The following is a 23,406-nucleotide window of genomic DNA, read 5'->3' on the forward strand; positions in this document are numbered from 1 at the left end:
TGCCCCATGACGACCAACCGTATCAGCAGCAACGAACGTCTCTCGGGTGCCGTGACCTTCAAGGACCTGGTGTTTCTCTCGGGCCAGGTGCCGGGTGACGGCCAGGACGTGGCGAGCCAGACCCGCGAAGTGCTGGCCAGGATCGATGCGTTGCTGGCCCAGGCCGGCAGTGACAAGGATCACCTGCTCAACGCCACCATTTACCTTAAGGACATCGGCAGCGGGTTTGCACCGATGAACGCGGTGTGGTCCGCGTGGCTGTCGCCGGGCATGGCGCCAACGCGCACCACCCTGCAAGCCGAGCTGGCGCGGCCGAGTGTGCTGGTGGAAATCAGCGTGATAGCGGTACGTAAATAACTCAAAGACCAACGGAGCATAACAATGAAAAGAATCCTGTTGACCGGCTGTACCCTGGGGCTTTTGTTTGGCGCACAGGTCCAGGCGAATGACGCCTCGCTGGGCGCTACGCTGGAAAAGATCACCACCGCCAAGTCCATCACCCTGGGCTATCGCGATGCATCGGTGCCGTTTTCGTATGTGGGTGACAACAGCGGCAAGCCCATGGGTTATTCGGTGGACCTGGCGAGCAAGATTGTCGAGCGTGTCCAGCAGAAAACCGGGCTGGCCAACCTTACTGTGAAGTACAACCTGGTGACTTCGCAGACCCGCATCCCGCTGGTGCAGAACGGCACCGTCGACCTGGAGTGCGGCTCTACCGGGGTCACCGCGGAGCGACAGAAGCAGGTGGCGTTCTCCTACGGGTTTATCTACGTGAAGGGCCAGTTGTTGACGGCCAAGGACAGCGGCATCAAAGGGTTCGCCGACCTTGCGGGCAAGAACGTGGTGACCACCGCCGGCACCACCAACGAGCGGTTCCTGAAGAGCTACAACGCCGAGCACAAGGCCAATATGTTCGTGATCAGCGCCAAGGATCATGGTGAGGCGTTCAAGATGCTCGAGACCGGTCGCGCGGCGGCGTTCTACATGGACGATGCGTTGCTCTACGGCGAGCGCGCCAAGGCCAAGGACCCGCATAAGTGGGGGGTGGTGGGCGAGGAGCAGTCGCGGGAGATCTACAGCTGCATGGTGCGCAAGGACGACCCGCAGTTTCTCGCGGTGGTCAATGAGACACTCGGTGACCTGTACCGCAGTGGCGAAATCAATGGGATTTACCAGCGCTGGTTTGAACAGCCGATTCCGCCGAAGGGCTTGAACCTGGAGTTCCCGATGACCAGCGAGTTGAAGGCGATCATTGCCAAGCCGGTGAGTGATCCCGTGGAGTAATGACCCGCCTACCTGTAGGCGCCGGCTTGCCGGCGATAGCGGTGCGCCAGGTAACAGTGATGTTGAATGGGCCGACGCCATCGCAGGCGAGCCAGCTCCCACAAAGGAACTGTTTTGCTGGTTGGATAGCGGCAGTACCGGCGAGCGCAATTCCAGCAGCAGAGATCAACTGTGGGAGCTGTCGAGCCCCAGCGAGGCTGCGCGACTGCCTGCATTTTAAGCGCCTGACACTCCGCTTTTGCAGCCTCGCCAACGCTTGGCAGCCCCCACCGTGGATTGGGTTGGCAAGGCCGGGTTAGAAATCGCCCCACAATTGTTGGGCGACGGCCAGTGCCACCACCGGCGCGGTCTCGGTACGCAACACCCGCGGACCGAGGCGGGCAGCGTGGTAGCCGGCGGCCTGGGCGGTTTCGACTTCAGGGTCGGTCAGCCCACCCTCAGGTCCGATCAGAAACGCCAGGCTCGACGGCTTGGCGTGGCTGACCATCGGCTCGGCCACCGGATGCAGCACCAGCTTCAGGTCTGCCTCGGTCTGCTTCAACCAGTCCGCCAATAGCAGCGGTGGATGAATCACCGGCACCGTTGAACGCCCGCATTGCTCGCACGCGCTGATCGCCACCTGGCGCCAGTGCAGCAGGCGTTTGTCGGCGCGTTCGTCCTTGAGGCGCACTTCGCAACGCTCGCTGAAGATCGGCGTGATTGCATTGACGCCCAGCTCGGTGGCCTTTTGAATCGCCCAATCCATGCGCTCGCCACGGGACAGGCCTTGGCCGAGGTGAATGTGCAGCGGCGATTCGGTCTGGCCCGCAAAGCTTTCCGTGAGTTGCACCGTAACGCGTTTCTTGCCGACGTCCAGCAAGCTGCCCAGGAATTCCTGGCCGGAGCCATCGAACAATTGCACGGCATCGCCTTCGCCCATGCGCAGCACACGGCTGATGTAATGCGCCTGGGCTTCGGGCAATTCATGGTCGCCGAGGCTCAGCGGGGTGTCGGTGAAAAAGCGGGACAGTCTCATTTCTGTTCTCTGGACAATGTTGTGTAGGAGCCGGCTTCTACAAAGGATGTGGGGGATGATCAGCCAGGGTCACGGAAGCCAGGGTGGAAGTCCTTCGGCACTGCAACACTGACGGTGCTGTTGGTGGCGATATCAATGCCTTCGCTGGCCACTTCGGCGAGGAAGTCGATCTGTTCCGGCGTGATCACGTAGGGCGGCAGGAAATACACCACGCTGCCCAGTGGTCGCAACAGCGCGCCACGTTCCAGGGCATGCTCGAATACCTTCAGGCCACGGCGCTCCTGCCACGGGTAGGCGGTCTTGGTGGCTTTGTCCTGGACCATCTCGATGGCCAGCACCATGCCGGTCTGGCGTACTTCCGAGACGTGAGGGTGGTCCACCAGATGCGCAGTGGCCGTGGCCATGCGCCGGGCCAGGGCCTTGTTGTTCTCGATGACGTTGTCTTCTTCGAAGATATCCAGGGTCGCCAGCGCTGCCGCACACGCCAGCGGGTTGCCGGTGTAGCTGTGGGAGTGCAGGAACGCGCGCAGCGTCGGGTAGTCGTCATAGAACGCGCTGTACACGTCTTCGGTGGTGACCACGGCCGCCAATGGCAGATAGCCGCCGGTGAGGGCCTTGGACAGGCACAGGAAGTCTGGACGGATGCCGGCCTGTTCACAGGCGAACATGCTGCCGGTGCGGCCGAAGCCTACGGCGATTTCGTCGTGGATCAAGTGCACGCCGTAACGGTCGCAGGCCTCGCGCAGCAGCTTGAGGTACACGGGGTGGTACATGCGCATGCCACCGGCGCCCTGGATCAGCGGTTCCACGATCACGGCGGCCACGGTGTCGTGGTTGTCCGCCAGGGTCTGTTCCATGGCGAGGAACAGGGTGCGCGAATGTTCTTCCCAGCTCATGCCCTCCGGACGCAGGTAGCAATCCGGGCTCGGCACCTTGATGGTGTCCAGCAGCAGCGCCTTGTAGGTCTCGGTAAACAGCGGCACGTCGCCCACTGACATCGCGGCGATGGTTTCGCCGTGGTAGCTGTTGGTCAGGGTGACGAAGCGTTTTTTATTCGGCAGGCCGCGGTTGAGCCAATAGTGAAAGCTCATCTTCAGCGCGACTTCGATGCACGACGAGCCGTTGTCCGCGTAGAAGCAGCGGGTCAGGCCTTCGGGCGTCATTTGCACCAGGCGTTCGGACAGCTCGATCACCGGCTGGTGGCTGAAGCCGGCGAGGATCACGTGTTCCAGTTGGTCGACCTGGTCCTTGATGCGCTGGTTGATGCGCGGGTTGGCATGGCCAAACACGTTGACCCACCAGGAGCTGACGGCATCGAGGTAACGCTTGCCTTCGAAATCTTCCAGCCAGACGCCTTCGCCGCGCTTGATCGGGATCAGCGGCAATTGCTGGTGATCTTTCATCTGGGTGCAGGGATGCCACAGCACGGCCAGGTCGCGTTGCATCCACTGGTTATTCAAGCCCATCGGTTATCTCCTCGAAGCGGTCCTGCGGCGGGCGCAGGTAAAACAATCGCGCAAGCCTATGCAATGGGCGACTGTGTCACAACCCATTACGGATGAATTCGCGGTAAACACAGGACGGTCTGTCACGTTTCTTAGGAATAGTCCTTAATCCGTCGTTAACTTACTGTACATACGCTCTTGATCGTATTTCTCGATATTTCAAAGCGAAATTTTCCGCTTTAATTCGATAGGTAAATCGCTAGTCTTGGGCGCAGCTCTTACGGGATTTGGGACATGCAGCTACGTAATTCATCGGCCCGCTATGGTTGGGTCAGCATTGTTTTGCACTGGGGTGTAGCCCTGGTGGTGTTTGGCTTGTTCGCCCTGGGCTTGTGGATGGTCGGCCTCGACTACTACAGCGCCTGGCGCAAAGACGCCCCGGACCTGCACAAGAGCATTGGCATCACGCTGTTTGCCATCATGCTGGTGCGTATTGTCTGGCGCCTGATCAGCCCGCCGCCACCGCCGTTGGCCAGTTACAGTCGCATGACCCGCATCGGTGCCGCATTTGGCCATGCGTTCCTGTATCTCGGTTTGTTTGCCGTGATGATCGCCGGCTACCTGATTTCCACCGCAGACGGTGTCGGTATCCCGGTATTTGGCCTGTTCGAGATTCCTGCCGTGGTATCCGGACTACCGGACCAGGCAGATAACGCCGGCCTGGTGCACCTGTACCTCGCCTGGGTGTTGGTGGTCTTCGCCGGTTTGCATGGCGTGGCCGCCTTGAAACACCATTTTATTGACCGTGATGCGACCCTGGTTCGTATGCTGGGGCGCAAAGCCTGATGTTCAACCTCGACTCACAAGGAATAGAAAGCATGTTGAAAAAGACCCTCGCCGCTCTGGCAATCGGTACTGCCCTGCTGTCTGCAGGTCAGGTGATGGCTGCTGACTACAAGATCGACAAGGAAGGCCAGCACGCCTTCATCGACTGGAAAATCAGCCACCTGGGCTACAGCTTCATCCACGGTACCTTCAAGGATTGGGATGGCACGTTCAGCTGGGATGCCGCCAAGCCTGAGGCCAGCAAAATCGCGGTCGACGTGAAGACCGCCAGCCTGTGGTCCAACCACGCAGAGCGTGACAAGCACATCGCCAGCAAAGACTTCCTGGACGTTGCCAAGTTTGCCGACGCCAAGTTCGTGTCCACTGCGGTCAAGCCTACCGGTGAAAAAACCGCAGACGTGACTGGCGACCTGACCTTCCACGGCGTGACCAAGCCTGTGACCTTCAAGGCGACCTTCAACGGTGAAGGCAAGGATCCATGGGGCGGCGAACGTGCTGGCTTCAACGCTACCACTACCGTCAACCTGAACGACTTCGGCATCAAAGGCCCAGGCCCGTCCTCGCAGACTGTAGACCTGGACATCTCGCTGGAAGGCGTCAAGCAGAAGTAATTTCTGTTTTTACACGAAAAAACCGGATCCTGAGATCCGGTTTTTTTATGCCTGGAATGCAACCAGTGTGGGCGTCGGGGTGCCTGTGATGCGGGCAATTTGGAGCACCAGGCACACCGAGTCGATGCAGCCGCAGGCACGCCAGCTCCCATAGTTGATCGGGGTCGAGTCAAAAAAAATGCCCCGCCTCTTTCGAGGCGGGGCATTTTCATGGGCGTTGAAACTCAGCGATTGCGGGTCAGCAATGCCGGTTTTTCACCACGAGGACGGCCTGGCAGTTGATCCAACTGCTCTGGTGTCGGGAAGCGATCAGCTTTCGACTCCTTGTGGATGATCTTCGGCGCCGGGCCGCCGCGCGGGTTCTGCACGGCCGGTTCGGACAAGCGAGGCTGATCGTCACGGGCCGGGCGGCGGTTATTGCTGCGCGAGTCATCGCGACGAGCCTGGCCGTCACGGGGGGCACCGTTACGCGGGCCGTTGCGCTTGGCAGGCGGCGTACCGGTGGTGCCGCCGCTGCTGTTGCGCGGACCATTCTGACGACCGCCCTGAGGCTGGCCGCCACGTGGCGCGCCTGCGCCCGCACCTTGTGCCGGGGCACCTGGACGGCGACCACGGCCCTGGGCCGGCTTGGCCTGGGGCACGTAGTCAACGCGGTTGCCGAAGTTATCCACATCGTCGTCGAGGAACTCGTCCGGGGCGCGGTCAGCGGCAGCGCGTGGCGGCTGGCTCGGCTGGCGCTGTTCGCGGGCCGGGGTGCCTTCACGGGGTTTCTGCTCGCGGGCCGGGCGTTCGCCACGGCCGTTGGTAGGCGCTTTTTCCTTGCCGCCCTTGTCCTTGCCCTTGTCGCGACGACCACCGCCGCCACCGCCGCCGTTCGGGCCGTCGCCCTTCGGCCCGCGTGGGTTACGCGGGTTGCGCACATCCGGACGCTCGCGCGCTTCTGGCTTCTCGGCCTCCACGGCGCTGGCATCGAAGCCCATCAGGTCGCCGTCGGCGATTTTCTGCTTGGTCATGCGTTCGATGCTTTTCAGCAGTTTTTCTTCGTCCGGTGCAACCAGGGAGATGGCTTCACCCGAACGACCGGCACGGCCGGTACGGCCGATACGGTGCACGTAGTCTTCATCGACGTTTGGCAGCTCGAAGTTGACCACGTGTGGCAGTTGGTCGATATCCAGGCCGCGGGCGGCGATATCGGTGGCGACCAAAATGCGCACGGAGCCGGCCTTGAAGTCGGCCAGGGCCTTGGTGCGCGCGTTCTGGCTCTTGTTGCCGTGGATGGCGACGGCGGTGAGGCCGTGCTTGTCCAGGTACTCGGCCAGGCGGTTGGCGCCGTGCTTGGTGCGGGTGAACACCAGTACTTGTTCCCACGCGCCGGCGGTGATCAGGTGGGCCAGCAGCGCACGCTTGTGGCTGGCGGCCAGGCGGAAGACGCGTTGCTCGATACGCTCGACCGTGGTGTTCGGCGGCGTGACTTCGATGCGTTCCGGGTTGTGCAGCAGCTTGCCGGCCAGGGCGGTGATGTCCTGGGAGAACGTCGCCGAGAACAGCAGGTTCTGACGTTTGGCCGGCAGGCGGGCGAGGACCTTTTTCACGTCATGGACAAAGCCCATGTCGAGCATGCGGTCGGCTTCGTCCAGCACGAGGATTTCCACGTGGGACAGGTCGACGCTGCCTTGGCCGCACAGGTCGAGCAAACGACCAGGGCACGCCACCAGCACGTCTACGCCACGGGACATGGCCTGAACCTGTGGGTTCATGCCGACGCCGCCGAAGATGCAGGCACTGACGAACTTCAGGTCGCGGGCATACAGCTTGAAGCTGTCATGCACTTGCGCCGCGAGTTCGCGGGTTGGGGTCAGGACCAGTACGCGCGGTTGGCGCGGGCCGTGACGCTGGGATTTGTCCGGGTGACCGTTGGGGAACAACCGCTCCAGAATCGGGAGGGCGAAGCCGCCGGTTTTACCAGTACCTGTCTGAGCCGCAACCATCAGGTCGCGACCTTGCAACACGGCGGGAATGGCCCGCTGTTGCACCGGAGTAGGCTCGGTATAGCCCGCTGCCTCGATGGCGCGGACTAAAGCCTCGGAGAGACCGAGGGAAGCAAAGGACATGAGTAATCCTGTTTTAGTTAGGGCTTGGCCCAAAGGGATAATCTTGCCGGGCGTGAATGGCGCTTAGGGGAGCGCAACCCCGTCCGGTCCTGCTGCGTCTGGCGGGCACTCCACCGGCTCGCGCGGGCTGAAAGCTGCGCTGTAGCGGGGTTGGGTGCCTTTTTCAAGACCTCAGCGGCCGGGCGTAAGCCTGGCGGAAAGGCCGGAGTATAACAGAGCAATCACTGTGCGCTGCTTTCCTGCTGCTCAACGGTGCGTCCCGGCCCCGTAATGGCTTGGATCCCACCATATTTGGCGCTCAAGGCGCTATACGCCGGTTCTTGCTTGAAGCGTTTGAGCTCGGCGGCAAAACGTTGTACCAGCAGGTCCATGCCCGCGCCACGGCGCACCGCGAGGAACTGCGACTGGCGGCTGACCACCGCGGGTGCCTGGCTGACCTTGCCTTCCAGGCCCAATGCCTTGATCACATGCTGGCCTACCCGGCGGTCGGTGACCAGCAGGTCGATTCGCCCCAGCATCAATTTACCGAAGTTGGCCTCATGGCTGGGCGCCGGTTCGCGGTTGAACAGGGTTGAATCGCTGAACTCGCCGCCGTACAGGTAGCCTGGCGACGTGCCGACCGTAAGGCCGCGCAGTTCTTCGAGGCCTTCGACGGGGTGGGGGCGCTCATTGGCGTAGAAGAGTACGAACTCCACTTCCGACAGCGGTTCGCTGGGGTACAGAAGCAAACCGTCGCGCTCGTGGCTGTGGAAAATGTCCAATGCTCCGTCGGCATTGCCTTGGTCGAGCATGGCCAGGCAGCGCTTCCACGGCAGGAATTGCCATTGCACCTCGACGCCCAGGCGCTGGAATACGATCACCGTGGTTTCATAGTCCAACCCGCGCATGGTGCCGTTGTCGTCGTACACATAGGGCGCCCATGGCTCCGTCACAATGCGCAGTTTCTCGCCATAAGCAGCCAGGCTCAGGCAAGTAAAGAGGGCAGCAGTGAACAACTTGAGAATGACGGGCATGCCCTGAGGTTACGACGCTCCTGCCTTAAAGAGAAGCTCTGGCACGCGCCTCCTCGGATGGGGCTATTTGGCCGGTGAGGTCATCAAGTGTTCGTAGATCGCGGCGCGTCGCTCGCCGAGAATCAGGCGCACCACGGGGTTGGCAAACCAGTGTTCCAACTGATGGGCATCGATCGGATGTTTCTGGCGTTCTTCCTGGTTCTGTCGGGCCTTGTCCCACCAAACCGGGCCACACGCCTGGTCGAACTCGTTCTCATGCTCGTAGCAGCCGTAGAGGATTTCGCGGATGAACTGCTGCTGGTGCTTGGGCAGCAGCAGGGTGATCAGTTTGTACAGCAGGCGCTGCAGGCGGGGAGGGCGCGGCAGGTGCGAGGACACCTGGCGGGTGTCGGCCAAGGCCAATGCGCTGGTAGGGGCGGCCGCATGCTTGGCGATCCAGGCCTTGACCTTGGCGCGGAACAGTTGCTTGCGACTCCAGTAATGGTGGATCAGGTCCGGGCATTCGCGCACGTTGACCGTGCGATAGGCAGCGATCGACAGGCAGAATTCTTCGAGGGTATAGGCCCCCTGGGCATAGGGGAACAGTTCGTCCATCAAGGCGATGGAGCGGTCGAGGATGTGCGCGTCCTGTTGCGTCAGGCCCATGACCCCGGAGTTGAGCGTCATCATGTCATCGTCGGCCACACCCATGTCCAGCAGGCGTTGGCGCAGGGCGGTGTAGAGAATGCTTTCGTGGTTGTCGCCGTAGCGGGTGTAGAACGCGTTGCACAACAGGGTGCCAGGCTGCACGCGCTCGAACAGGTCCATCGGTGAATGATGGAAGAAGGTGTCGGTGTCGATCAGCATGGCCACCGGCGACTCTTCCAGCACTTGGCGCAATACCACATGCTTGGTGCGGAAGTGATAGCCGTGGGGCTCACTCCAGCGCTGGCGGGTGGCGTCGTCCAGAGGGCGCACGCGCACTGGCAAAAGGCGATAGGGTTCGGGGTTGTCGCTGAATACCTGGATGTCCACGGCGGCGTCCGGGGTGTCCTGCAGGAAGGCCAGCGCACTGGCGATACTGAACACCGCCTCTTGGTGGTAGGTCTCGGAGCCGAAGACCAGGTAGACCAGTTGTGGGCGGGAAGTCGTGGGCACTGTATTCATGGACTGCTGGGTTCCGTAGGCATGTAAAACGACGAAGGCCCTCGTCGAGACGAGGGCCTTGGCACAGCCGGACAAGCGTCAGCGTGGCAGCTTGAGGTTGTTCCAAATGGCAAGGCTGGGTTCAGCCTGGTTCAGGGTATAGAAGTGCAACCCTGGCGCGCCACCCTGCAACAGATCTTCACACATTGTGCTGATGACCTGTTCGCCAAATGCCTGGATGCTTTTGACGTCGTCGCCATAGGCTTCCAGTTGTTTACGCACCCAACGTGGGATCTCTGCACCGCAGGCGTCGGAGAAGCGCGCCAGCTTGCTGTAGTTGGTGATCGGCATGATGCCCGGCACGATCGGGATATGCACGCCCATGGCCTGTACACGCTCGACGAAGTAAAAGTAGCTGTCGGCGTTGAAGAAGTACTGGGTGATCGCGCTGTCGGCACCGGCGTTGGCCTTGCGCACGAAATTCTGCAGATCGTCTTCGAAATTGCGGGCCTGGGGGTGCATCTCCGGATAAGCCGCCACTTCGATATGGAAGTGGTCGCCGCTCTCTTCGCGGATGAAACTCACCAGGTCATTGGCGTAGCGCAGCTCACCGCTGGCCATGCCCATGCCGGAGGGCAGGTCACCGCGCAGGGCGACAATGCGCTTGATGCCGGCGGCCTTGTATTGGGTCAGCAGGCTGCGCAGGTCGGCCTTGCTGTCGCCCACGCACGACAAGTGCGGGGCGGCGGGAACTTTGACTTCGCTTTCCAGCTGCAACACGGTGTTGATCGTGCGGTCACGGGTCGAACCGCCCGCGCCGTAGGTGCAGGAAAAGAAGTCGGGGTTGTAGCTGGCCAACTGCTTGGCAGTCGCCATCAGTTTTTCATGCCCAGCATCGGTCTTGGTCGGGAAGAACTCGAAGCTGTAGCGACGGTCTTGGGACATGGTAATACCCTTGGAAACTCGAAAACCGGATGGGGCCGGGTTGTTCGTATGCCTGTTGCACCGCGTTCGCTGGCAGGCCAGCTCCTACATGGTACTTATAGGCGCTGGCTTGCCAGCGAAGCAGGCGACTCGGTGCAATAGCCCACCCCTGGGGGTGGGCTGCCAGGCCGATCAGTAACGGTAAGCGTGCGGCTTGAACGGGCCTTCGACGGTCACGCCGATGTAGTCGGCCTGGGTCTTGGTCAGTTGAGTCACTACGCCGCCGAAACCGCGGACCATTTCCAGGGCCACTTCTTCGTCGAGTTTCTTCGGCAGTACTTCCACGGTCAGGCGCTCGGCTTTCTGGGCTGGCGACAGGTCGGCGTACTTCTGGCCGAACAGGAAGATCTGGGCCAGTACCTGGTTGGCGAACGAGCCGTCCATGATGCGGCTTGGGTGGCCGGTGGCGTTGCCCAGGTTAACCAGGCGGCCTTCAGCCAGCAGGATCAGGTAGTCATCGTTCTGCGGGTCGAAATCACCAGCACCGGTACGGTGAACCTTGTGTACCTGTGGCTTCACTTCTTCCCATGCCCAGTTCTTGCGCATGAAAGCGGTGTCGATTTCGTTGTCGAAGTGACCGATGTTGCACACCACGGCGCGCTTCTTCAGGGCTTTGAGCATGTTCGCGTCGCAAACATTCACGTTACCGGTGGTGGTCACGATCAGGTCGATCTTGCCCAGCAGGGCTTTGTCGATGCTCGCTTCGGTGCCGTCGTTCTGGCCGTCGATGAACGGCGAAACCACTTCGAAACCATCCATGCAGGCTTGCATGGCGCAGATCGGGTCGACTTCGGAAACCTTGACGATCATGCCTTCCTGGCGCAGGGACTGGGACGAACCCTTGCCCACGTCACCGTAGCCGATCACCAGGGCTTGCTTGCCCGACAGCAGGTGGTCGGTGCCGCGCTTGATCGCATCGTTCAGGCTGTGACGGCAGCCGTACTTGTTGTCGTTCTTGCTCTTGGTCACCGAGTCGTTGACGTTGATGGCCGGGATTTTCAGCTCGCCCTTGGCCAGCATGTCCAGCAGGCGGTGCACGCCCGTGGTGGTTTCTTCGGTCACGCCGTGGACGCGGTCGAGGATCTGCGGGTATTTCTTGTGCAGCAGCTCGGTCAGGTCGCCGCCGTCGTCAAGGATCATGTTGGCGTCCCATGGCTTGTCATCTTTCAGGATGGTTTGCTCCAGGCACCACTCGTACTCTTCCTCGGTCTCGCCTTTCCAGGCGAATACCGCGATGCCGGCAGCAGCGATGGCCGCAGCGGCCTGGTCTTGAGTCGAGAAAATGTTGCAGGACGACCAACGTACTTCGGCACCCAGGGCAACCAGGGTTTCGATCAGCACGGCAGTCTGGATGGTCATGTGGATGCAGCCGAGAATCTTCGCGCCCTTGAGCGGTTGCTCTGCGGCGTACTTGCGGCGCAGACCCATCAGGGCAGGCATTTCGGATTCGGCGATAAAGGTTTCGCGACGGCCCCAGGCGGCGAGGGATATGTCGGCGACTTTGTAGTCGTTGAAATCTGCAGGCGTAATTACAGCGCTCATGAAGAGCCTCCATTCGTAGTGTGCGAATGGGCGCCGTTGTGCGTTTAGTATCAGGCCAGATGGACCAGGCCGGACAACGCCCCATCCGAGCCTGACAGGTTGAACCTGCTGCAGCGCCCCTCGGACAGGTGGCGGGAGAACGGTATCAACTGAAGATGACCGTTTTGAAGCGGTGGCGATTATAGCTTTCTTTGAGCGGCAAGTGGCAAGCCGAAAGCGGCAAGTGAGCGCGGTTCGGCTTTTAACTTGCACCTTGTCGCTTGAAACTTGAAGCTGGAGGGGCCAAATCTACTGCTCAAACACCTCGGAGCCCCGCCCCATGAACTTCCACACCCGCAAATGGGTAAAACCCGAAGACCTCAACCCCAACGGCACCCTGTTCGGCGGCAGCCTGCTGCGCTGGATCGACGAAGAAGCGGCCATCTACGCCATTGTGCAATTGGACAACCAGCGTGTAGTGACCAAGTACATCTCCGAAATCAACTTCGTCAGCGCCTCGCGCCAGGGCGATATCATCGAACTGGGCATCACCGCCACCGAGTTCGGCCGCACCTCCATCACCCTGACCTGTGAAGTGCGCAACAAGATCACCCGCAAGAGCATCCTCACTGTCGAAAAAATGGTCTTCGTCAACCTCGGCGAGGATGGCCTGCCGGCGCCTCATGGCCGCACGGAGATCAGGTACGTTAAGGACCAATTCAAGGATGACAGTCTTCCTGAGTAAGTAAGCCTGCGGTGTGATTTGCTTTACCAAATCATTCCGCATGGATCGTTGCCCGGCTCTCTCCTCACTCAGGGGTTACACCCTCTGGAGAGCCCGCGTATGAAAGTGTTCAACTCGATCGCCCAGATTCAACCCCCATTGAGTGACAAGGCTCACTCTGCCACCCATCACAGCGAGAAGACGCCTCTGGTAGAGGGGGTGGGCAAGCGCAATGTGACGCTTCTGCGCGATCATCAGGGACGGGTGGAGGTGATTTTATCGGCGCCACCCGTCACGAGCCTGGTGCTGAGTGGCGGCGGGGCCAAGGGCATTGCCTTTTCGGGGGTGGTGCAGGCCCTGGAGGACGCCCGAAAGCTGGAGGGTATCCAACAGGCTTGCGGTTCATCCGCCGGAGCCATTTCGGCGGCGCTGCTTGCCAGTGGCATGGGGGCGGCGGCGTTCGACACGTTGTCGGACAACATAGACTTGCCAAGCCTGCTGAACAGCAAAGACGCCGTGACGGCTTGGCTGCAGGATGCCAGTACGACACTTGGCAAACTCATCAGCTACTTGCCCAGCCCCGTCGGCAACATTTCCCAGTTGTTGATGACGCTGCTGCCGCGCCTGCAGACCGAAGCCTTCCCCCTTGAAGAAATGATCCGCAACGAGTCACGTCAGTCGATTCTTGCGCACATCGCGCAAACCCCACGAGAAACCCGTCCGGCCGAAGTCATGAATATTGCTGACAGGCTGAGCGCCGGTGGCGCACCGACCTTCGGCGATCTTGAGGTGTTGCAACGGCATATTCCTGCGATCAAGCAACTCAGTATCACCGGGACCGGCCTGTTTGATGGTCGCCCGCAATTGGTGGTGTTCAACGCCAGTTTGACCCCGGATATGGACATCGCCCGGGCGGCGCATATTTCGGGTTCATTGCCGGTGGTGTTCAAGAGCCCTTTGGAGCAGGGTCATGGCTTCCAGGCATCAACTGAAACCACCGTATTCAAGGACGGTGGCTTGTTGCTCAATACCCCAGTGCCAGGCGTGGTGCAGAGGGCATTTGCCGATAGCCCCCTGAACAAGTCCGAATCGTTGATTGTCACGTTCGAGTCGAACGCCACTGATCCATCGGCTCGCAGCGGTAGTTTTTTCAGTAGTGTGGCCAATCGCATCACGGGCGTTGCGCATTCCGCCGCGGGGGCCTTTCAAGATAAGAGGCTTGAAGCGTTTGCCGAACAGACGGTGACGTTGCCCCTCAAGACCGAGAAAGGTGACTTTCGAGGCCTGCTCACCGGCACGGTCAACTTCACGATGCAGGATGAGCAGAAGCAACACTTGCAGGCAAAAGCACGCCAGGCGGTAGAGGCGCATCTGGAACGCCGCACCCTGGCACTTGAGCATCACGCGTTCCACTCCCTGGATGAGGCGGTGCTGGCCATGGACGATGAAATGCTCGCCAGCGTGCAACCGATGCTGCAAAAAGACCCGGCCGCCGCGGATGTGCTGATGTTTCGAGAGAGCGCGAGACAGGCGTTGCACACCCTTGATGGCGCAATTATCGAGGCGAATACGTCGCAGGACATGCTGGTGTTCACGCCGAAAATTTCATCGGCGTTGCGTAACCTGGATGCCCTGGCCCGTCGGCCTGAGCACATCGATTGGCTGGGGCGGCGCCTCAATGTCGAAAGCCAGCGCAACTTCCAGCAATTGCTGCAAGTGGCCGCCAGGCAGTTCGCAGGCGATGCCTTGCCGATGTACAGCGTCATCGGCAGCGCTGTCGCCGAGATGCACGTGCGTGATATTGCGATGAAGGCGGAAAACTTCACCCGGGAGGTGATCTACCCCTCGCTGTTCAGGCCAGGCCAGCCCGAGTCCAACGTCGAATTGTTGCACCGGGCAGCGCAAGACCTGGCGTGGGCGAGGACACCCAGCGAGTTCAACCGGGTACTCGACACCCTCGGCGAGCACTACCAGGCGCGTAACAAACCCTGGGACAAGCCACACCGTTCCACCACTGTGGACATGGCCCGGGCCTGGCGGCTGCAGGTTTAGTTGCATGGCCACTGAACAGCCACTGTGGCAGCGTGTCGTAGCTACAGGCACCCCTTGGACTCTGGATGATCATGGCCACCGACGAAGCAGGCAAAACCCCCAATCTCTCGCAGGAAGAGCAGCAGGACGTCGACAAGAACCAGCCGCCTCGCGCGGCAGTGCTGCACGAAATCATTCGCACCCAGGGCGATCAGGAACTGGAACGCAGCGTCGCCGCCTTATGGTGGTCGGCACTGGCGGCCGGGCTGACCATGGGCCTTTCGCTCATGGCGATGGGGTTGCTCAACTCCCGCCTGCCGGATGGCGAAGCCTTCAAAGTGATCGCCAGCTTCGGTTACTGCGCAGGCTTCCTTGCGGTAATCCTCGCCCGACAGCAATTGTTCACCGAAAACACCCTGACGGCCGTGCTGCCAGTGATGAGCAAGCCGACGCTCGGCAACGCCGGGCGACTGTTGCGGCTATGGACGGTGGTGCTGGTGGGCAACCTGTGCGGCACCCTGCTGGTGGCGTATGTCATGTTGCACCTGCCGATCTTCGATACCAAGACCGACCTGGCCTTCCTCGAAATCGGCCGCAAGATTATGGAGAACGATGCCGGCCAGATGTTTGCCAAGGGCATTGTCTCTGGCTGGATGATCGCCACCATGGTGTGGATGATTCCCTCCATGGAAAGCGCCAAGATGTGGATCATCATCCTGATCACCTACTTGATGGCCTTGGGCGATTTCACCCATATCGTCGTCGGTTCGGCCGAGGTGTCGTACCTGGTGTTTGCGGGCGAGTTGCCGTGGAAGGACTTCTGGCTGGTGTTCGCCGGGCCGACCCTGGCGGGCAACATCATTGGCGGCAGCTTTATCTTTGCGCTGATCAGCCATGCGCAGATTCGTAGCGAAAGCAGCTTGCCGGGCAAGAAAGCTGCGGACCCTAGGCATCCGCAGCAGATCAACAAGGATCAGTGAGCCTCAGGCGCGGCCTGGGGCTCGTCCCGGGTCACGCGCTTGACCAGCTTGCCAATGCTCAGACCCTGCAACAGGATCGACGACAGCACCACGATGTAGGTGATGCTCAGCAACAGGTCGCGCTCCGGTCCCAGCGGCAGGGCCAATGCCAGTGCCACGGAAACCCCGCCGCGCAAGCCACCCCAGGTGAGGATGCGGATGGTGCCGCGTGGCACGCTGCGCCAGCGCCGCAGCAACAGGATGGCGGGTGCTACGGTCAGCAGGCGCGACAGCAGGATCGCTACGGCCAGCAGGCTGGCGGCGAACGCGTGTAGCCAGTTGAACGGCAACAGCAGCAGTTCCATGCCGATCAGCGCAAACAGCAGCGCGTTGAGCATGTCGTCGAGCAGTTCCCAGAAACCGTCCAGGTAGCGACGGGTCATGTCGTTCATCGCCAACTTGCGTCCCAGGTTGCCGATGATCAGGCCGGCGACCACCATCGCAATCGGTGCGGAGACGTGCAGTTCGGTGGCCATTGCCGAACCGCCGATGACCAGGGCGAGCGTCAGCATCACTTCGATCTGGTGCTGCTCGATGCTCTTGATCATCAGGTAGACCAGGTAGCCGATCAGGCCTCCGAACACCACGCCACCAATCGCCTCATGGGCAAACAGCATGGCAGTCGCGCCCACGGTGGGCGTATCGCCCAACTGTGCGATACCCAGCAGAACGGTGAACACCACCACTGCCGTACCGTCGTTGAACAGCGACTCGCCGACAATCGTGGTCTTGAGTGGCTTGGAGGCGTTGGCGGTACGCAGCACGCCCAGTACCGCAATCGGGTCGGTGGGGGAAATCAACGCGCCGAACAGCAGGCAGTACAGGAAGCTCACCTGCCAGCCAAACAGGGCAAAGATGTAATACGCCAAGCTGCCGATCACGAGGGTCGCGATCAATACGCCGAAGGTCGCCAGCAAGCCGATGGGCCAGCGGTAGCTGCGCAGATCGTTCAGGTTCACGTGCAAAGCACCGGCGAACAGCAGGAACGAGAGCATCCAGTTCATCAGCAAGTCGCCGAAGTCGATTTGGCCGATCAGTTGCTGGATGCGTTCTTCCAGGCCCGGGTAGCCGAGAACGCTCAAGCCTTGCAGGATCAGCGAAAACACCAAGGCCGTGACCATCACTCCGATGGTGGGTGGCAGGCCGATAAAACGGAAGTTCACATAGGTGAGCAGAGTGGTAAGGCAAATGAAGGCGGCGACAAGTTCAAGCATCCGGGGTCCTTGGAAGTTGGGTGGGGGAGCATTAACGGGGGATGGACCGCAACAGCGGCGCGATGTTGCAGGGCTCGGGCCAAATCACCGATAGAACCTTTGTGGGTCTGGCGGCTCATAGCGATGGGTGCGGCTTTTCATGTTTAGTGCTAAAACTCTAATTTCCGTTTCAAACTAAAAAGCAAACTAAAAAAGGAATCAGTGATGACGGTGGCCTTCTGGTGTGTGTTGATCGCAATTTTCCTGCCCTACCTGTGCACGGGGGTGGCCAAGTTCAGCGGTGGCAAGTTCGGGCCGCGGCAGAACCACGACCCTCGTGCGTTCCTGGACACCCTCGAAGGGTTTGCCAAGCGCGCTCACAGTGCGCAGCTCAATAGCTTTGAGGTCACGCCAGCATTTGCGGCAGCCGTGATTATCGCGCACCTGGCCGGTACGGCCGAATTGGTGACCATCAATGTGCTGGCCGTGCTCTTTATTACCAGCCGCCTGCTGTACATCATCTGCTACCTGGCAGATTGGGCGATGTTGCGTTCGCTGGTGTGGTTTGTGGGGATGGCGCTGATTGCGAGTTTCTTCTTCGTCTCGATCTGACGTTTAACGCAAATCCCCTTGTGGGAGCGGGCTTGCTCACGAATGGGGTGTATCCGTCAGCACATCTGTGACTGATACACCGCGTTCGCGAGCAAGCCCGCTCCCACCTATGGATCCTCAGCGTGTATTAAGTCCCGGCCGGTGCATCCGGCACCTGCGGCAATGCTGCGCCCTTGGGCCACAGCATCCAGATCTGCCCCTGCTGCTTCATGTTGCCAGCCAATTCACCCGCTGCATCGCCGGTGCCCCAGAACAGGTCCGCACGCACTTCACCGGTGATTGCACCGCCGGTGTCCTGTGCGGCCACCGGCCGGGCGATCGGCGAACCATCCGGCTTGGTGGTCGAGAGCCATAACAGGCTGCCCAGGGGAATCACCTTGCGGTCCACCGCTACGCTGTAGCCTGCGGTCAACGGTACGTTCAAGGAGCCGCGTGGGCCTTCGTTGCTGTCAGGCCGGGCGCTGAAGAACACATAGCTGGGGTTGCTCGCCAGCAGTTCCGGAATACGCTGCGGATGCGCCTTGGCCCAGGCGCTGATGGCGCCCATGGTCACGTCTTCTTTCTTCAATTCGCCTTGCTCTACCAGCCAGCGCCCGATCGGGCGGTAGGGGTAACCGTTCTGGTCGCCATAACCCACGCGCAGTTGGCGTCCACCGGCCAGTTGAATGCGGCCCGAGCCCTGGATCTGCAGGAATTGCAGGTCCATCGGGTTAGTCAACCAGGCAATCGGTTTGGCCGTGGAGCCCTGGCCGTTGATGGCGCTGGCATCGTCGTAGGGCTTGAGCACGCGACCTTCCAGGCGACCGCGCAGGCGCTTGCCCTTGAGTTCGGGGTAGATGCTTTCCAGGTTGACGATGATCAGGTCGTCCGGCACACCGTACACCGGCACATTGGCGGTGGCGGTCTTGGTCAGGCTGCCGGGGTAGACCGGTTCGTAGTAGCCAGTGATCAAGCCGTTCGGGGTGTTGTCGGCCGAGCGCAGGCCGAACACATCCAGGCGTTCCTTGAGAAACCCACGCACTGCGAGTGCATTGCTCGGCACCGTGGCGGCCGCCGCACAGGTCGGGCCCCAGACCGGGTCTGCCTTGAGGCGCTGGCAGGCGCTGCGCCAGGACTCAAAACCGGCCAGCAGGTCGCTGTCGGACACCGCCGGCAAGGCTTCCCAAGGTGCACTCACATAGGTGGCGACGGCATGAGGTTTGGATGTTTCATCTTTGGCTGTTTCCTTGCCCGCGTCGCAGCCGGCCAACAGCGCGATCATCGGCAGAGCCCACGCCAGGCGGCGGCTCCAGGGTTTCAAGTTGAAATTCATACACATACTTCCTGAAGCGATTGCCCGCGTCGCAACGCGGGTGGGCAACCCTTATTAATAATAGGGCTATTGGTCTTTGCGAGCAGGGCGAGGATACTGGCCGCCGTTTCCCGTGACCTCGAAGCCACCATGACTTTTAAACGACTGACCGTTGTACTGCTGGCCTGCCTGACGCTGTCTGCCTGTGGCGGCGTTGATCCTAATTCGCCGCTGGGCCAGCGCAAGGCAATCTTCAAGCAGATGCTCAAGACCGGTGAGGACCTGGGCGGCATGCTGCGCGGGCGCATTCCGTTCGACGGCGCAAAATTCGCCGAAGGGGCCGTCAAGCTGGATGCGTTGTCCCATGAACCGTGGAAGCATTTCCCGAGCGTGCGTGAAGAAGATCACACCAGCGCCAAGGACGATGTCTGGCAGAAACAGGCGCAATTCCAGCAACTGGCCCGCAACCTTGAAGCGGCCACCGGTGAATTGGTGATCGCCAGCCAGGTGCAGCCCTACAAGGCCAGCAACCTGGGGCCGGCGGTGCAAAAAGTCGAAGATGCCTGCAGCGCCTGCCATAAACAGTTCCGGGACCACTGACCGGTTTTACTGGTCGAGTTCTTCCACGGCGTCCTGCAGTTCCTTGCGTGACTCGGCGAGCTTGTCCTTACGCTTGTTGATCTTGTCCGCGTCGCCTTTTTTCATGGCTTTGTCGAGGTCGGCCTGGCGGCGGCTGACTTCATGCTTGGCGTCGAGCACCTTGTTTTCACGCTCCTTCTTCAGGGCCGCGTCGGTGCAATTGGCAGTGACTTCGCCCAGGGCTTTTTCCAGGCCGGCTTGTTGCGCACTGTTGCCATGCGCCTTGGCCTGTTCGATCTGGGTGCTGATGGCTTGGCGCTTGGCCGCGCAGCCGGTGAGCTGAGGCGCGTCTTCAGCGGCCAGCAGCGGTGTGGTCATGAAGCTTGCGATGGTCAGCAAGGCAAGGGGGGCTAGGAATTTCATGTGGGGCTCCAAAGTCGCAGTCTGATGGCGCGGGCAGCGGGTTCAAAACCCGTCTATCCCCGCCACGCGTAATGTTTCAGCCATGGCCTGTACGTGCGGGTCGCGAAAAAAAGCGCTCAGTTGCGCTGCGCGGCCCGGGCCGATGCCATCGATGGCCAGCCAGGCCTGGGTGTCTCTGGCGACCAGCGTCTGCCAGTCGCCTTCCAGGTTGTTACGTGCCGCAGGCGGTACACCCAAGGCCTTGAGCCATTGTGCAAAGGGCCGTTGTCGCGCGCTGTGAAGGCTCTCTAGCACTCGCGCACGGCTGCGATCACCGAAGCCATCAATGTTAGCAAGCTCTGCCGCATCCAGGGTTAACCAATCGAGAAAGCCTGCGATTAGACCGGCCTGGATCAATACGTTCCAGGTCTCGCGGCCTATGTGTGGCAAGGCAAGGCCCTGGTTGCCGCTCAGCCAGGTAAGGCGTGCCAGCAACTGCTCCTCACAGCCTGGGTCCAGTTGCCAGCAGCTCAATGCGTGGAATTTTCCAGGGTTGGGCACTGGCAGCTCCGCCCGGGTGGTACTGCGCAGGATGACCTCGTCCAACCGGGGAATCACTTGGCCCGCCAGGCTGATGGATACCTGGTCGCCAGGGCGGATATCCAGCGATTGCCAACGCTTCAATGAACCGGCACTCACCCGGCTGATCTGGCGGTCATCCAGGCGCACCGGTTCCAGCTCGAGCATGGGCGTGATGCGCCCGGTGCGGCCGATGTTGAATTGCACGTCGCGCACCAGCGCCAAGGCCTTGCCGAGCGGGTACTTCCACGCCACCGCCCAGTAGGGTGCACTGACCTGCCAACGCCCGGCGGGGGCGCGCTGCGCCTGGTGCAACACCACGCCATCGCTGGCGAATGGCAGTGGGTGGTTGTACCAATAGGCGCGCCAGTGCGTGGCTTCGGTGATGTTCTGGATGGGCTGGCTGTAGCGACGGCTATCACTGAAACCCCAGCGTGCCAATGTGGCCAGGCGCTCGCTAAACCCGGCCGGCCCTTCCGGCCAGGCCCAGACGAACAGGCCAATGCCAGCGGCATCGGTGTCGCTCAATTGCTTGCGGTTCATCAGCCCGGCCACCTTGCTGCGCGCATTGATCCCCCCGCTTACGGATTGCACGTGGTCGTCCAGACGCCAATAGAGTTCGCCTTGCAGCACGAGGTCGAGGGGGGCGGGCAGTTGCTGGACAATGCCGGGAATCTTGCGCGCAGAGGCAGACCAGTCGTGGCCCACGGCCCCATCGCCTCGGCTGATGACCTGGCTCAAACGCCCGTGGCGATACACCAGGCTCACCGCGACACCATCCACCTTGGGTTGAATCCAGACATCCTGGCGTGTGCCCAGCCAGGTGCCAACGGCCTGTTCATCCAGGAGTTTTTCCAGGCCGGTATGGGCCACGGGGTGAGGCAGGGTCCCGCGTGAACTCGCCAAGGGGGTGTCGGACGCCACGGTAGATTCGGGGAAGCACTGGCGCCAATGGGTCAAGCGCTGGCGCGCCTGGTCGTAGAGTTCATCGCTGACAGGCGATTGGCCGAGCCGGTGGTAACCGTCATCCCACTGGTTGATCTGTTCGGCGAGGATGCCGACCTGTGAGCGGGCTTCATCCGGGCAACCTTCGGCCCATACCCCATAGGGCAAGGCGATGAGTAACAGGGCATACAGTAAACGCATCATGAGCATCCTTGCTCGGAAAGGACGCCCAGCCTAAATGATCCAGACGGCCACAAAAAAGCCCCGACAGTGCGGGGCTTTTTACCGGGTATTTCTACTTACTTGAACAGACCGCCCAGGGCTTTCACTGCATCAGGCTTATCGGCCTTGGCTTCTTGGGTCTGTTGCTTGGCGTCGGCTTTGGCCTGAGCTTCAGAAAGTTTGTTGCAACCTTTGTTGATCTGGTCCTGCGCCGCTTTGAAAGCCTTCACCTTCATGGTGTCCTTCTGGGCCTCGGCAGCATCGATCTTGGCTTGCAGGTCGTTGGCTTGCTTCTGGCAGTCGCCGGCGTTGCTGCCACCCAATTGGGCGCTCAGGGCGCCACTCAGTGCGCTCAGGTCGGCGGCGTTTGCCGGCAGGGCGAACAGGCTGAGCAGAAGGGCTGCAGGGGCGAGCGTGGAAATGCGCATGAAAAACCTCAATGTTCGATTGCCTGCACGCGTGTGAATCCCGGGCTGGCGCAGGGCAATATCCAAATAAGGTGAAGGGCCCGAGAGGGCGCGGATTCTAGAGGGCCATCATTGGGCCTGCAAGGTTTGGATCCAAAAAATGTGAATGTCGTCGCGTGATTCGCACGGCAATAAAAAGCCCCGCCGGGCGAACCCGGCGGGGCTTTTGAGCACCAACAGCGATTACAGGCCGGCGGCAGTGCGCAGGTCGTTGGCGCGGTCGGTTTTTTCCCAGGTGAAGGTGGTGAAGGTGTCGTCGCCGACCGTCTTCTGCGCAGGGGTGCGACCGAAGTGACCGTAGGCCGCGGTTTCCTGATACATCGGGTGCAGCAGGTCGAGCATGGTGGTGATCGCGTAAGGACGCAGGTCGAAGATCTCACGCACCAGCTTCACGATCTTGTCATCGCTGATCTTGCCGGTGCCGAAGGTATTCAGCGAGATCGACGTAGGCTGGGCGACACCGATGGCGTAGGACACTTGGATCTCGCAACGCTCCGCCAGGCCGGCGGCGACGATGTTCTTGGCCACGTAGCGACCGGCGTACGCGGCCGAGCGGTCCACCTTGGATGGGTCCTTGCCCGAGAACGCGCCACCGCCGTGGCGGGCCATGCCGCCGTAGCTGTCGACGATGATCTTGCGACCGGTCAGGCCACAGTCGCCCACCGGGCCGCCGATGATGAACTGGCCAGTCGGGTTGATGTGGAACTGGGTGTCCTTGCTCAGCAGTTCGGCAGGCAGCACGTGCTTGACGATCAGCTCCATCACGCCTTCGCGCAGGTCGGCGTAGGACACGTCCGGGTTGTGCTGGGTCGACAGCACGACAGCGTCGATACCAACGACTTTGCCGCCTTCGTAGCGGCAGGTCACCTGGGACTTGGCGTCGGGGCGCAACCAAGGCAATTGCCCGGATTTGCGGGCTTCGGCCTGACGCTGCACCAGTTGGTGCGAGAACGTGATCGGTGCCGGCATCAGCACGTCGGTTTCGTTGCTGGCGTAGCCGAACATCAGGCCCTGGTCGCCGGCGCCTTGATCTTCAGGCTTGGCACGGTCGACACCCTGGTTGATGTCGGGAGACTGCTTGCCGATGATGTTCATCACGCCACAGGTCGCGCCGTCAAAGCCGACGTCGGAGCTGGTGTAGCCGATGTCGGTGATCACGTCACGGACGATCTGCTCCAGGTCGACCCAGGCGGTGGTGGTCACTTCGCCAGCGATGATCGCTACACCGGTTTTCACCAGAGTCTCGCACGCCACACGGGCGAACTTGTCTTCAGCAATGATGGCGTCCAGCACCGCATCAGAAATCTGGTCGGCGATTTTGTCCGGATGCCCTTCAGACACGGACTCGGAGGTGAAAAGGGAGTATTCGCTCATCTCGATGTTTTCC

Annotated in this window: 22 protein-coding genes and 1 riboswitch; of the genes, 9 read left to right on the forward strand and 13 right to left on the reverse strand. The window is 61.1% G+C overall.

Annotated features, from left to right (window positions below):
* The first annotated feature begins 6 nt into the window (after positions 1 to 6).
* A complete protein-coding gene (locus tag CQ002_RS02600; RefSeq protein WP_105162997.1) occupies positions 7 to 357 on the forward strand; it encodes a RidA family protein in 351 nt (116 codons plus the stop codon).
* Between the two features lie 24 nt (positions 358 to 381).
* Positions 382 to 1,284, forward strand: coding sequence for a transporter substrate-binding domain-containing protein (locus CQ002_RS02605; protein ID WP_034109889.1), 903 nt, complete (start codon positions 382 to 384; stop codon positions 1,282 to 1,284).
* A 295-nt stretch (positions 1,285 to 1,579) separates the two neighbouring features.
* Here the strand turns inward: CQ002_RS02605 and CQ002_RS02610 are convergent, their stop codons facing one another.
* Both CQ002_RS02610 and CQ002_RS02615 read right to left on the reverse strand, forming a co-directional pair.
* Positions 1,580 to 2,299 carry a 16S rRNA (uracil(1498)-N(3))-methyltransferase gene (locus CQ002_RS02610; protein ID WP_034109887.1) on the reverse strand — a complete coding sequence of 240 codons (720 nt, stop codon included), beginning with the start codon at positions 2,297 to 2,299 and terminating at the stop codon, positions 1,580 to 1,582.
* Positions 2,300 to 2,358: 59 nt separating this feature from the next.
* Positions 2,359 to 3,765 carry an adenosylmethionine--8-amino-7-oxononanoate transaminase gene (locus CQ002_RS02615; protein ID WP_034109886.1) on the reverse strand — a complete coding sequence of 469 codons (1,407 nt, stop codon included), beginning with the start codon at positions 3,763 to 3,765 and terminating at the stop codon, positions 2,359 to 2,361.
* A 273-nt stretch (positions 3,766 to 4,038) separates the two neighbouring features.
* On the opposite strand from CQ002_RS02615, the gene CQ002_RS02620 reads away from it, so the two are divergent.
* Both CQ002_RS02620 and CQ002_RS02625 read left to right on the forward strand, forming a co-directional pair.
* A complete protein-coding gene (locus CQ002_RS02620) occupies positions 4,039 to 4,590 on the forward strand; it encodes a cytochrome b (RefSeq protein WP_034109885.1) in 552 nt (183 codons plus the stop codon).
* Positions 4,591 to 4,622: 32 nt separating this feature from the next.
* The gene (locus CQ002_RS02625; RefSeq protein WP_034109884.1) at positions 4,623 to 5,201 is read left to right on the forward strand and encodes a YceI family protein; all 579 of its coding nucleotides are present in this window, start codon (positions 4,623 to 4,625) and stop codon (positions 5,199 to 5,201) included.
* Positions 5,202 to 5,425: 224 nt separating this feature from the next.
* Here the strand turns inward: CQ002_RS02625 and CQ002_RS02630 are convergent, their stop codons facing one another.
* The 5 genes from CQ002_RS02630 to ahcY form a co-directional block, all read right to left on the reverse strand.
* Positions 5,426 to 7,312 (reverse strand): DEAD/DEAH box helicase, encoded by a 1,887-nt coding sequence (locus tag CQ002_RS02630; RefSeq protein WP_034109883.1) that lies wholly within the window; start codon positions 7,310 to 7,312, stop codon positions 5,426 to 5,428.
* A 221-nt stretch (positions 7,313 to 7,533) separates the two neighbouring features.
* Positions 7,534 to 8,325, reverse strand: a complete 792-nt coding sequence (locus tag CQ002_RS02635) for an ABC transporter substrate-binding protein (protein ID WP_105162996.1) — start codon at positions 8,323 to 8,325, stop codon at positions 7,534 to 7,536.
* 63 nt (positions 8,326 to 8,388) lie between these two features.
* On the reverse strand, positions 8,389 to 9,471 hold the full coding sequence (locus tag CQ002_RS02640) for a hypothetical protein (RefSeq protein WP_034109881.1): 1,083 nt from the start codon (positions 9,469 to 9,471) through the stop codon (positions 8,389 to 8,391).
* 78 nt (positions 9,472 to 9,549) lie between these two features.
* Complete coding sequence (gene metF / locus CQ002_RS02645) at positions 9,550 to 10,395, reverse strand: methylenetetrahydrofolate reductase [NAD(P)H] (protein WP_034109880.1); 846 nt, start codon at positions 10,393 to 10,395, stop codon at positions 9,550 to 9,552.
* A gap of 171 nt (positions 10,396 to 10,566) precedes the next feature.
* Positions 10,567 to 11,976: an adenosylhomocysteinase gene (gene ahcY, locus CQ002_RS02650; RefSeq protein ID WP_105162995.1), complete on the reverse strand. Its 1,410-nt coding sequence runs from the start codon at positions 11,974 to 11,976 to the stop codon at positions 10,567 to 10,569.
* Between the two features lie 21 nt (positions 11,977 to 11,997).
* Positions 11,998 to 12,104, reverse strand: a riboswitch (S-adenosyl-L-homocysteine riboswitch).
* Between the two features lie 191 nt (positions 12,105 to 12,295).
* Here ahcY and CQ002_RS02655 point away from each other — a divergent pair.
* The 3 genes from CQ002_RS02655 (at position 12,296) to CQ002_RS02665 (ending at position 15,690) form a co-directional block, all read left to right on the forward strand.
* The gene (locus tag CQ002_RS02655) at positions 12,296 to 12,700 is read left to right on the forward strand and encodes an acyl-CoA thioesterase (protein ID WP_105162994.1); all 405 of its coding nucleotides are present in this window, start codon (positions 12,296 to 12,298) and stop codon (positions 12,698 to 12,700) included.
* A 99-nt stretch (positions 12,701 to 12,799) separates the two neighbouring features.
* Positions 12,800 to 14,731: a patatin-like phospholipase family protein gene (locus CQ002_RS02660; protein ID WP_105162993.1), complete on the forward strand. Its 1,932-nt coding sequence runs from the start codon at positions 12,800 to 12,802 to the stop codon at positions 14,729 to 14,731.
* Positions 14,732 to 14,802: 71 nt separating this feature from the next.
* Positions 14,803 to 15,690 carry a formate/nitrite transporter family protein gene (locus tag CQ002_RS02665; RefSeq protein WP_069078775.1) on the forward strand — a complete coding sequence of 296 codons (888 nt, stop codon included), beginning with the start codon at positions 14,803 to 14,805 and terminating at the stop codon, positions 15,688 to 15,690.
* Here CQ002_RS02665 and CQ002_RS02670 read toward each other — a convergent pair.
* The gene (locus tag CQ002_RS02670; protein WP_034109873.1) at positions 15,684 to 16,943 is read right to left on the reverse strand and encodes a sodium:proton antiporter; all 1,260 of its coding nucleotides are present in this window, start codon (positions 16,941 to 16,943) and stop codon (positions 15,684 to 15,686) included. The genes CQ002_RS02665 and CQ002_RS02670 overlap by 7 nt on opposite strands.
* A gap of 204 nt (positions 16,944 to 17,147) precedes the next feature.
* Between CQ002_RS02670 and CQ002_RS02675 the strand changes: the two genes are divergently transcribed.
* On the forward strand, positions 17,148 to 17,534 hold the full coding sequence (locus CQ002_RS02675; RefSeq protein ID WP_010207167.1) for an MAPEG family protein: 387 nt from the start codon (positions 17,148 to 17,150) through the stop codon (positions 17,532 to 17,534).
* Between the two features lie 127 nt (positions 17,535 to 17,661).
* Here the strand turns inward: CQ002_RS02675 and CQ002_RS02680 are convergent, their stop codons facing one another.
* Positions 17,662 to 18,846 carry a murein transglycosylase A gene (locus tag CQ002_RS02680; protein WP_034109871.1) on the reverse strand — a complete coding sequence of 395 codons (1,185 nt, stop codon included), beginning with the start codon at positions 18,844 to 18,846 and terminating at the stop codon, positions 17,662 to 17,664.
* Positions 18,847 to 18,975: 129 nt separating this feature from the next.
* On the opposite strand from CQ002_RS02680, the gene CQ002_RS02685 reads away from it, so the two are divergent.
* The gene (locus CQ002_RS02685) at positions 18,976 to 19,425 is read left to right on the forward strand and encodes a cytochrome c (protein WP_034109869.1); all 450 of its coding nucleotides are present in this window, start codon (positions 18,976 to 18,978) and stop codon (positions 19,423 to 19,425) included.
* A 6-nt stretch (positions 19,426 to 19,431) separates the two neighbouring features.
* Here the strand turns inward: CQ002_RS02685 and CQ002_RS02690 are convergent, their stop codons facing one another.
* The 4 genes from CQ002_RS02690 to metK all read right to left on the reverse strand — a co-directional run bounded on the left by CQ002_RS02690 (position 19,432) and on the right by metK (position 23,393).
* Entirely contained in the window at positions 19,432 to 19,827 is a 396-nt protein-coding gene (locus tag CQ002_RS02690; RefSeq protein WP_034109867.1) for a DUF1090 domain-containing protein, read from the reverse strand.
* A 42-nt stretch (positions 19,828 to 19,869) separates the two neighbouring features.
* Positions 19,870 to 21,534 carry an NAD-dependent DNA ligase LigB gene (gene ligB / locus CQ002_RS02695; protein ID WP_105162992.1) on the reverse strand — a complete coding sequence of 555 codons (1,665 nt, stop codon included), beginning with the start codon at positions 21,532 to 21,534 and terminating at the stop codon, positions 19,870 to 19,872.
* 95 nt (positions 21,535 to 21,629) lie between these two features.
* The gene (locus CQ002_RS02700; protein ID WP_105162991.1) at positions 21,630 to 21,980 is read right to left on the reverse strand and encodes a hypothetical protein; all 351 of its coding nucleotides are present in this window, start codon (positions 21,978 to 21,980) and stop codon (positions 21,630 to 21,632) included.
* 222 nt (positions 21,981 to 22,202) lie between these two features.
* The gene (gene metK, locus CQ002_RS02705; RefSeq protein WP_025857661.1) at positions 22,203 to 23,393 is read right to left on the reverse strand and encodes a methionine adenosyltransferase; all 1,191 of its coding nucleotides are present in this window, start codon (positions 23,391 to 23,393) and stop codon (positions 22,203 to 22,205) included.
* Positions 23,394 to 23,406: the final 13 nt, after the last annotated feature.

Origin of the sequence: Pseudomonas sp. MYb13 (genome assembly GCF_002980075.1) — a bacterium.
Lineage (GTDB): Bacteria > Pseudomonadota > Gammaproteobacteria > Pseudomonadales > Pseudomonadaceae > Aquipseudomonas > Aquipseudomonas lurida.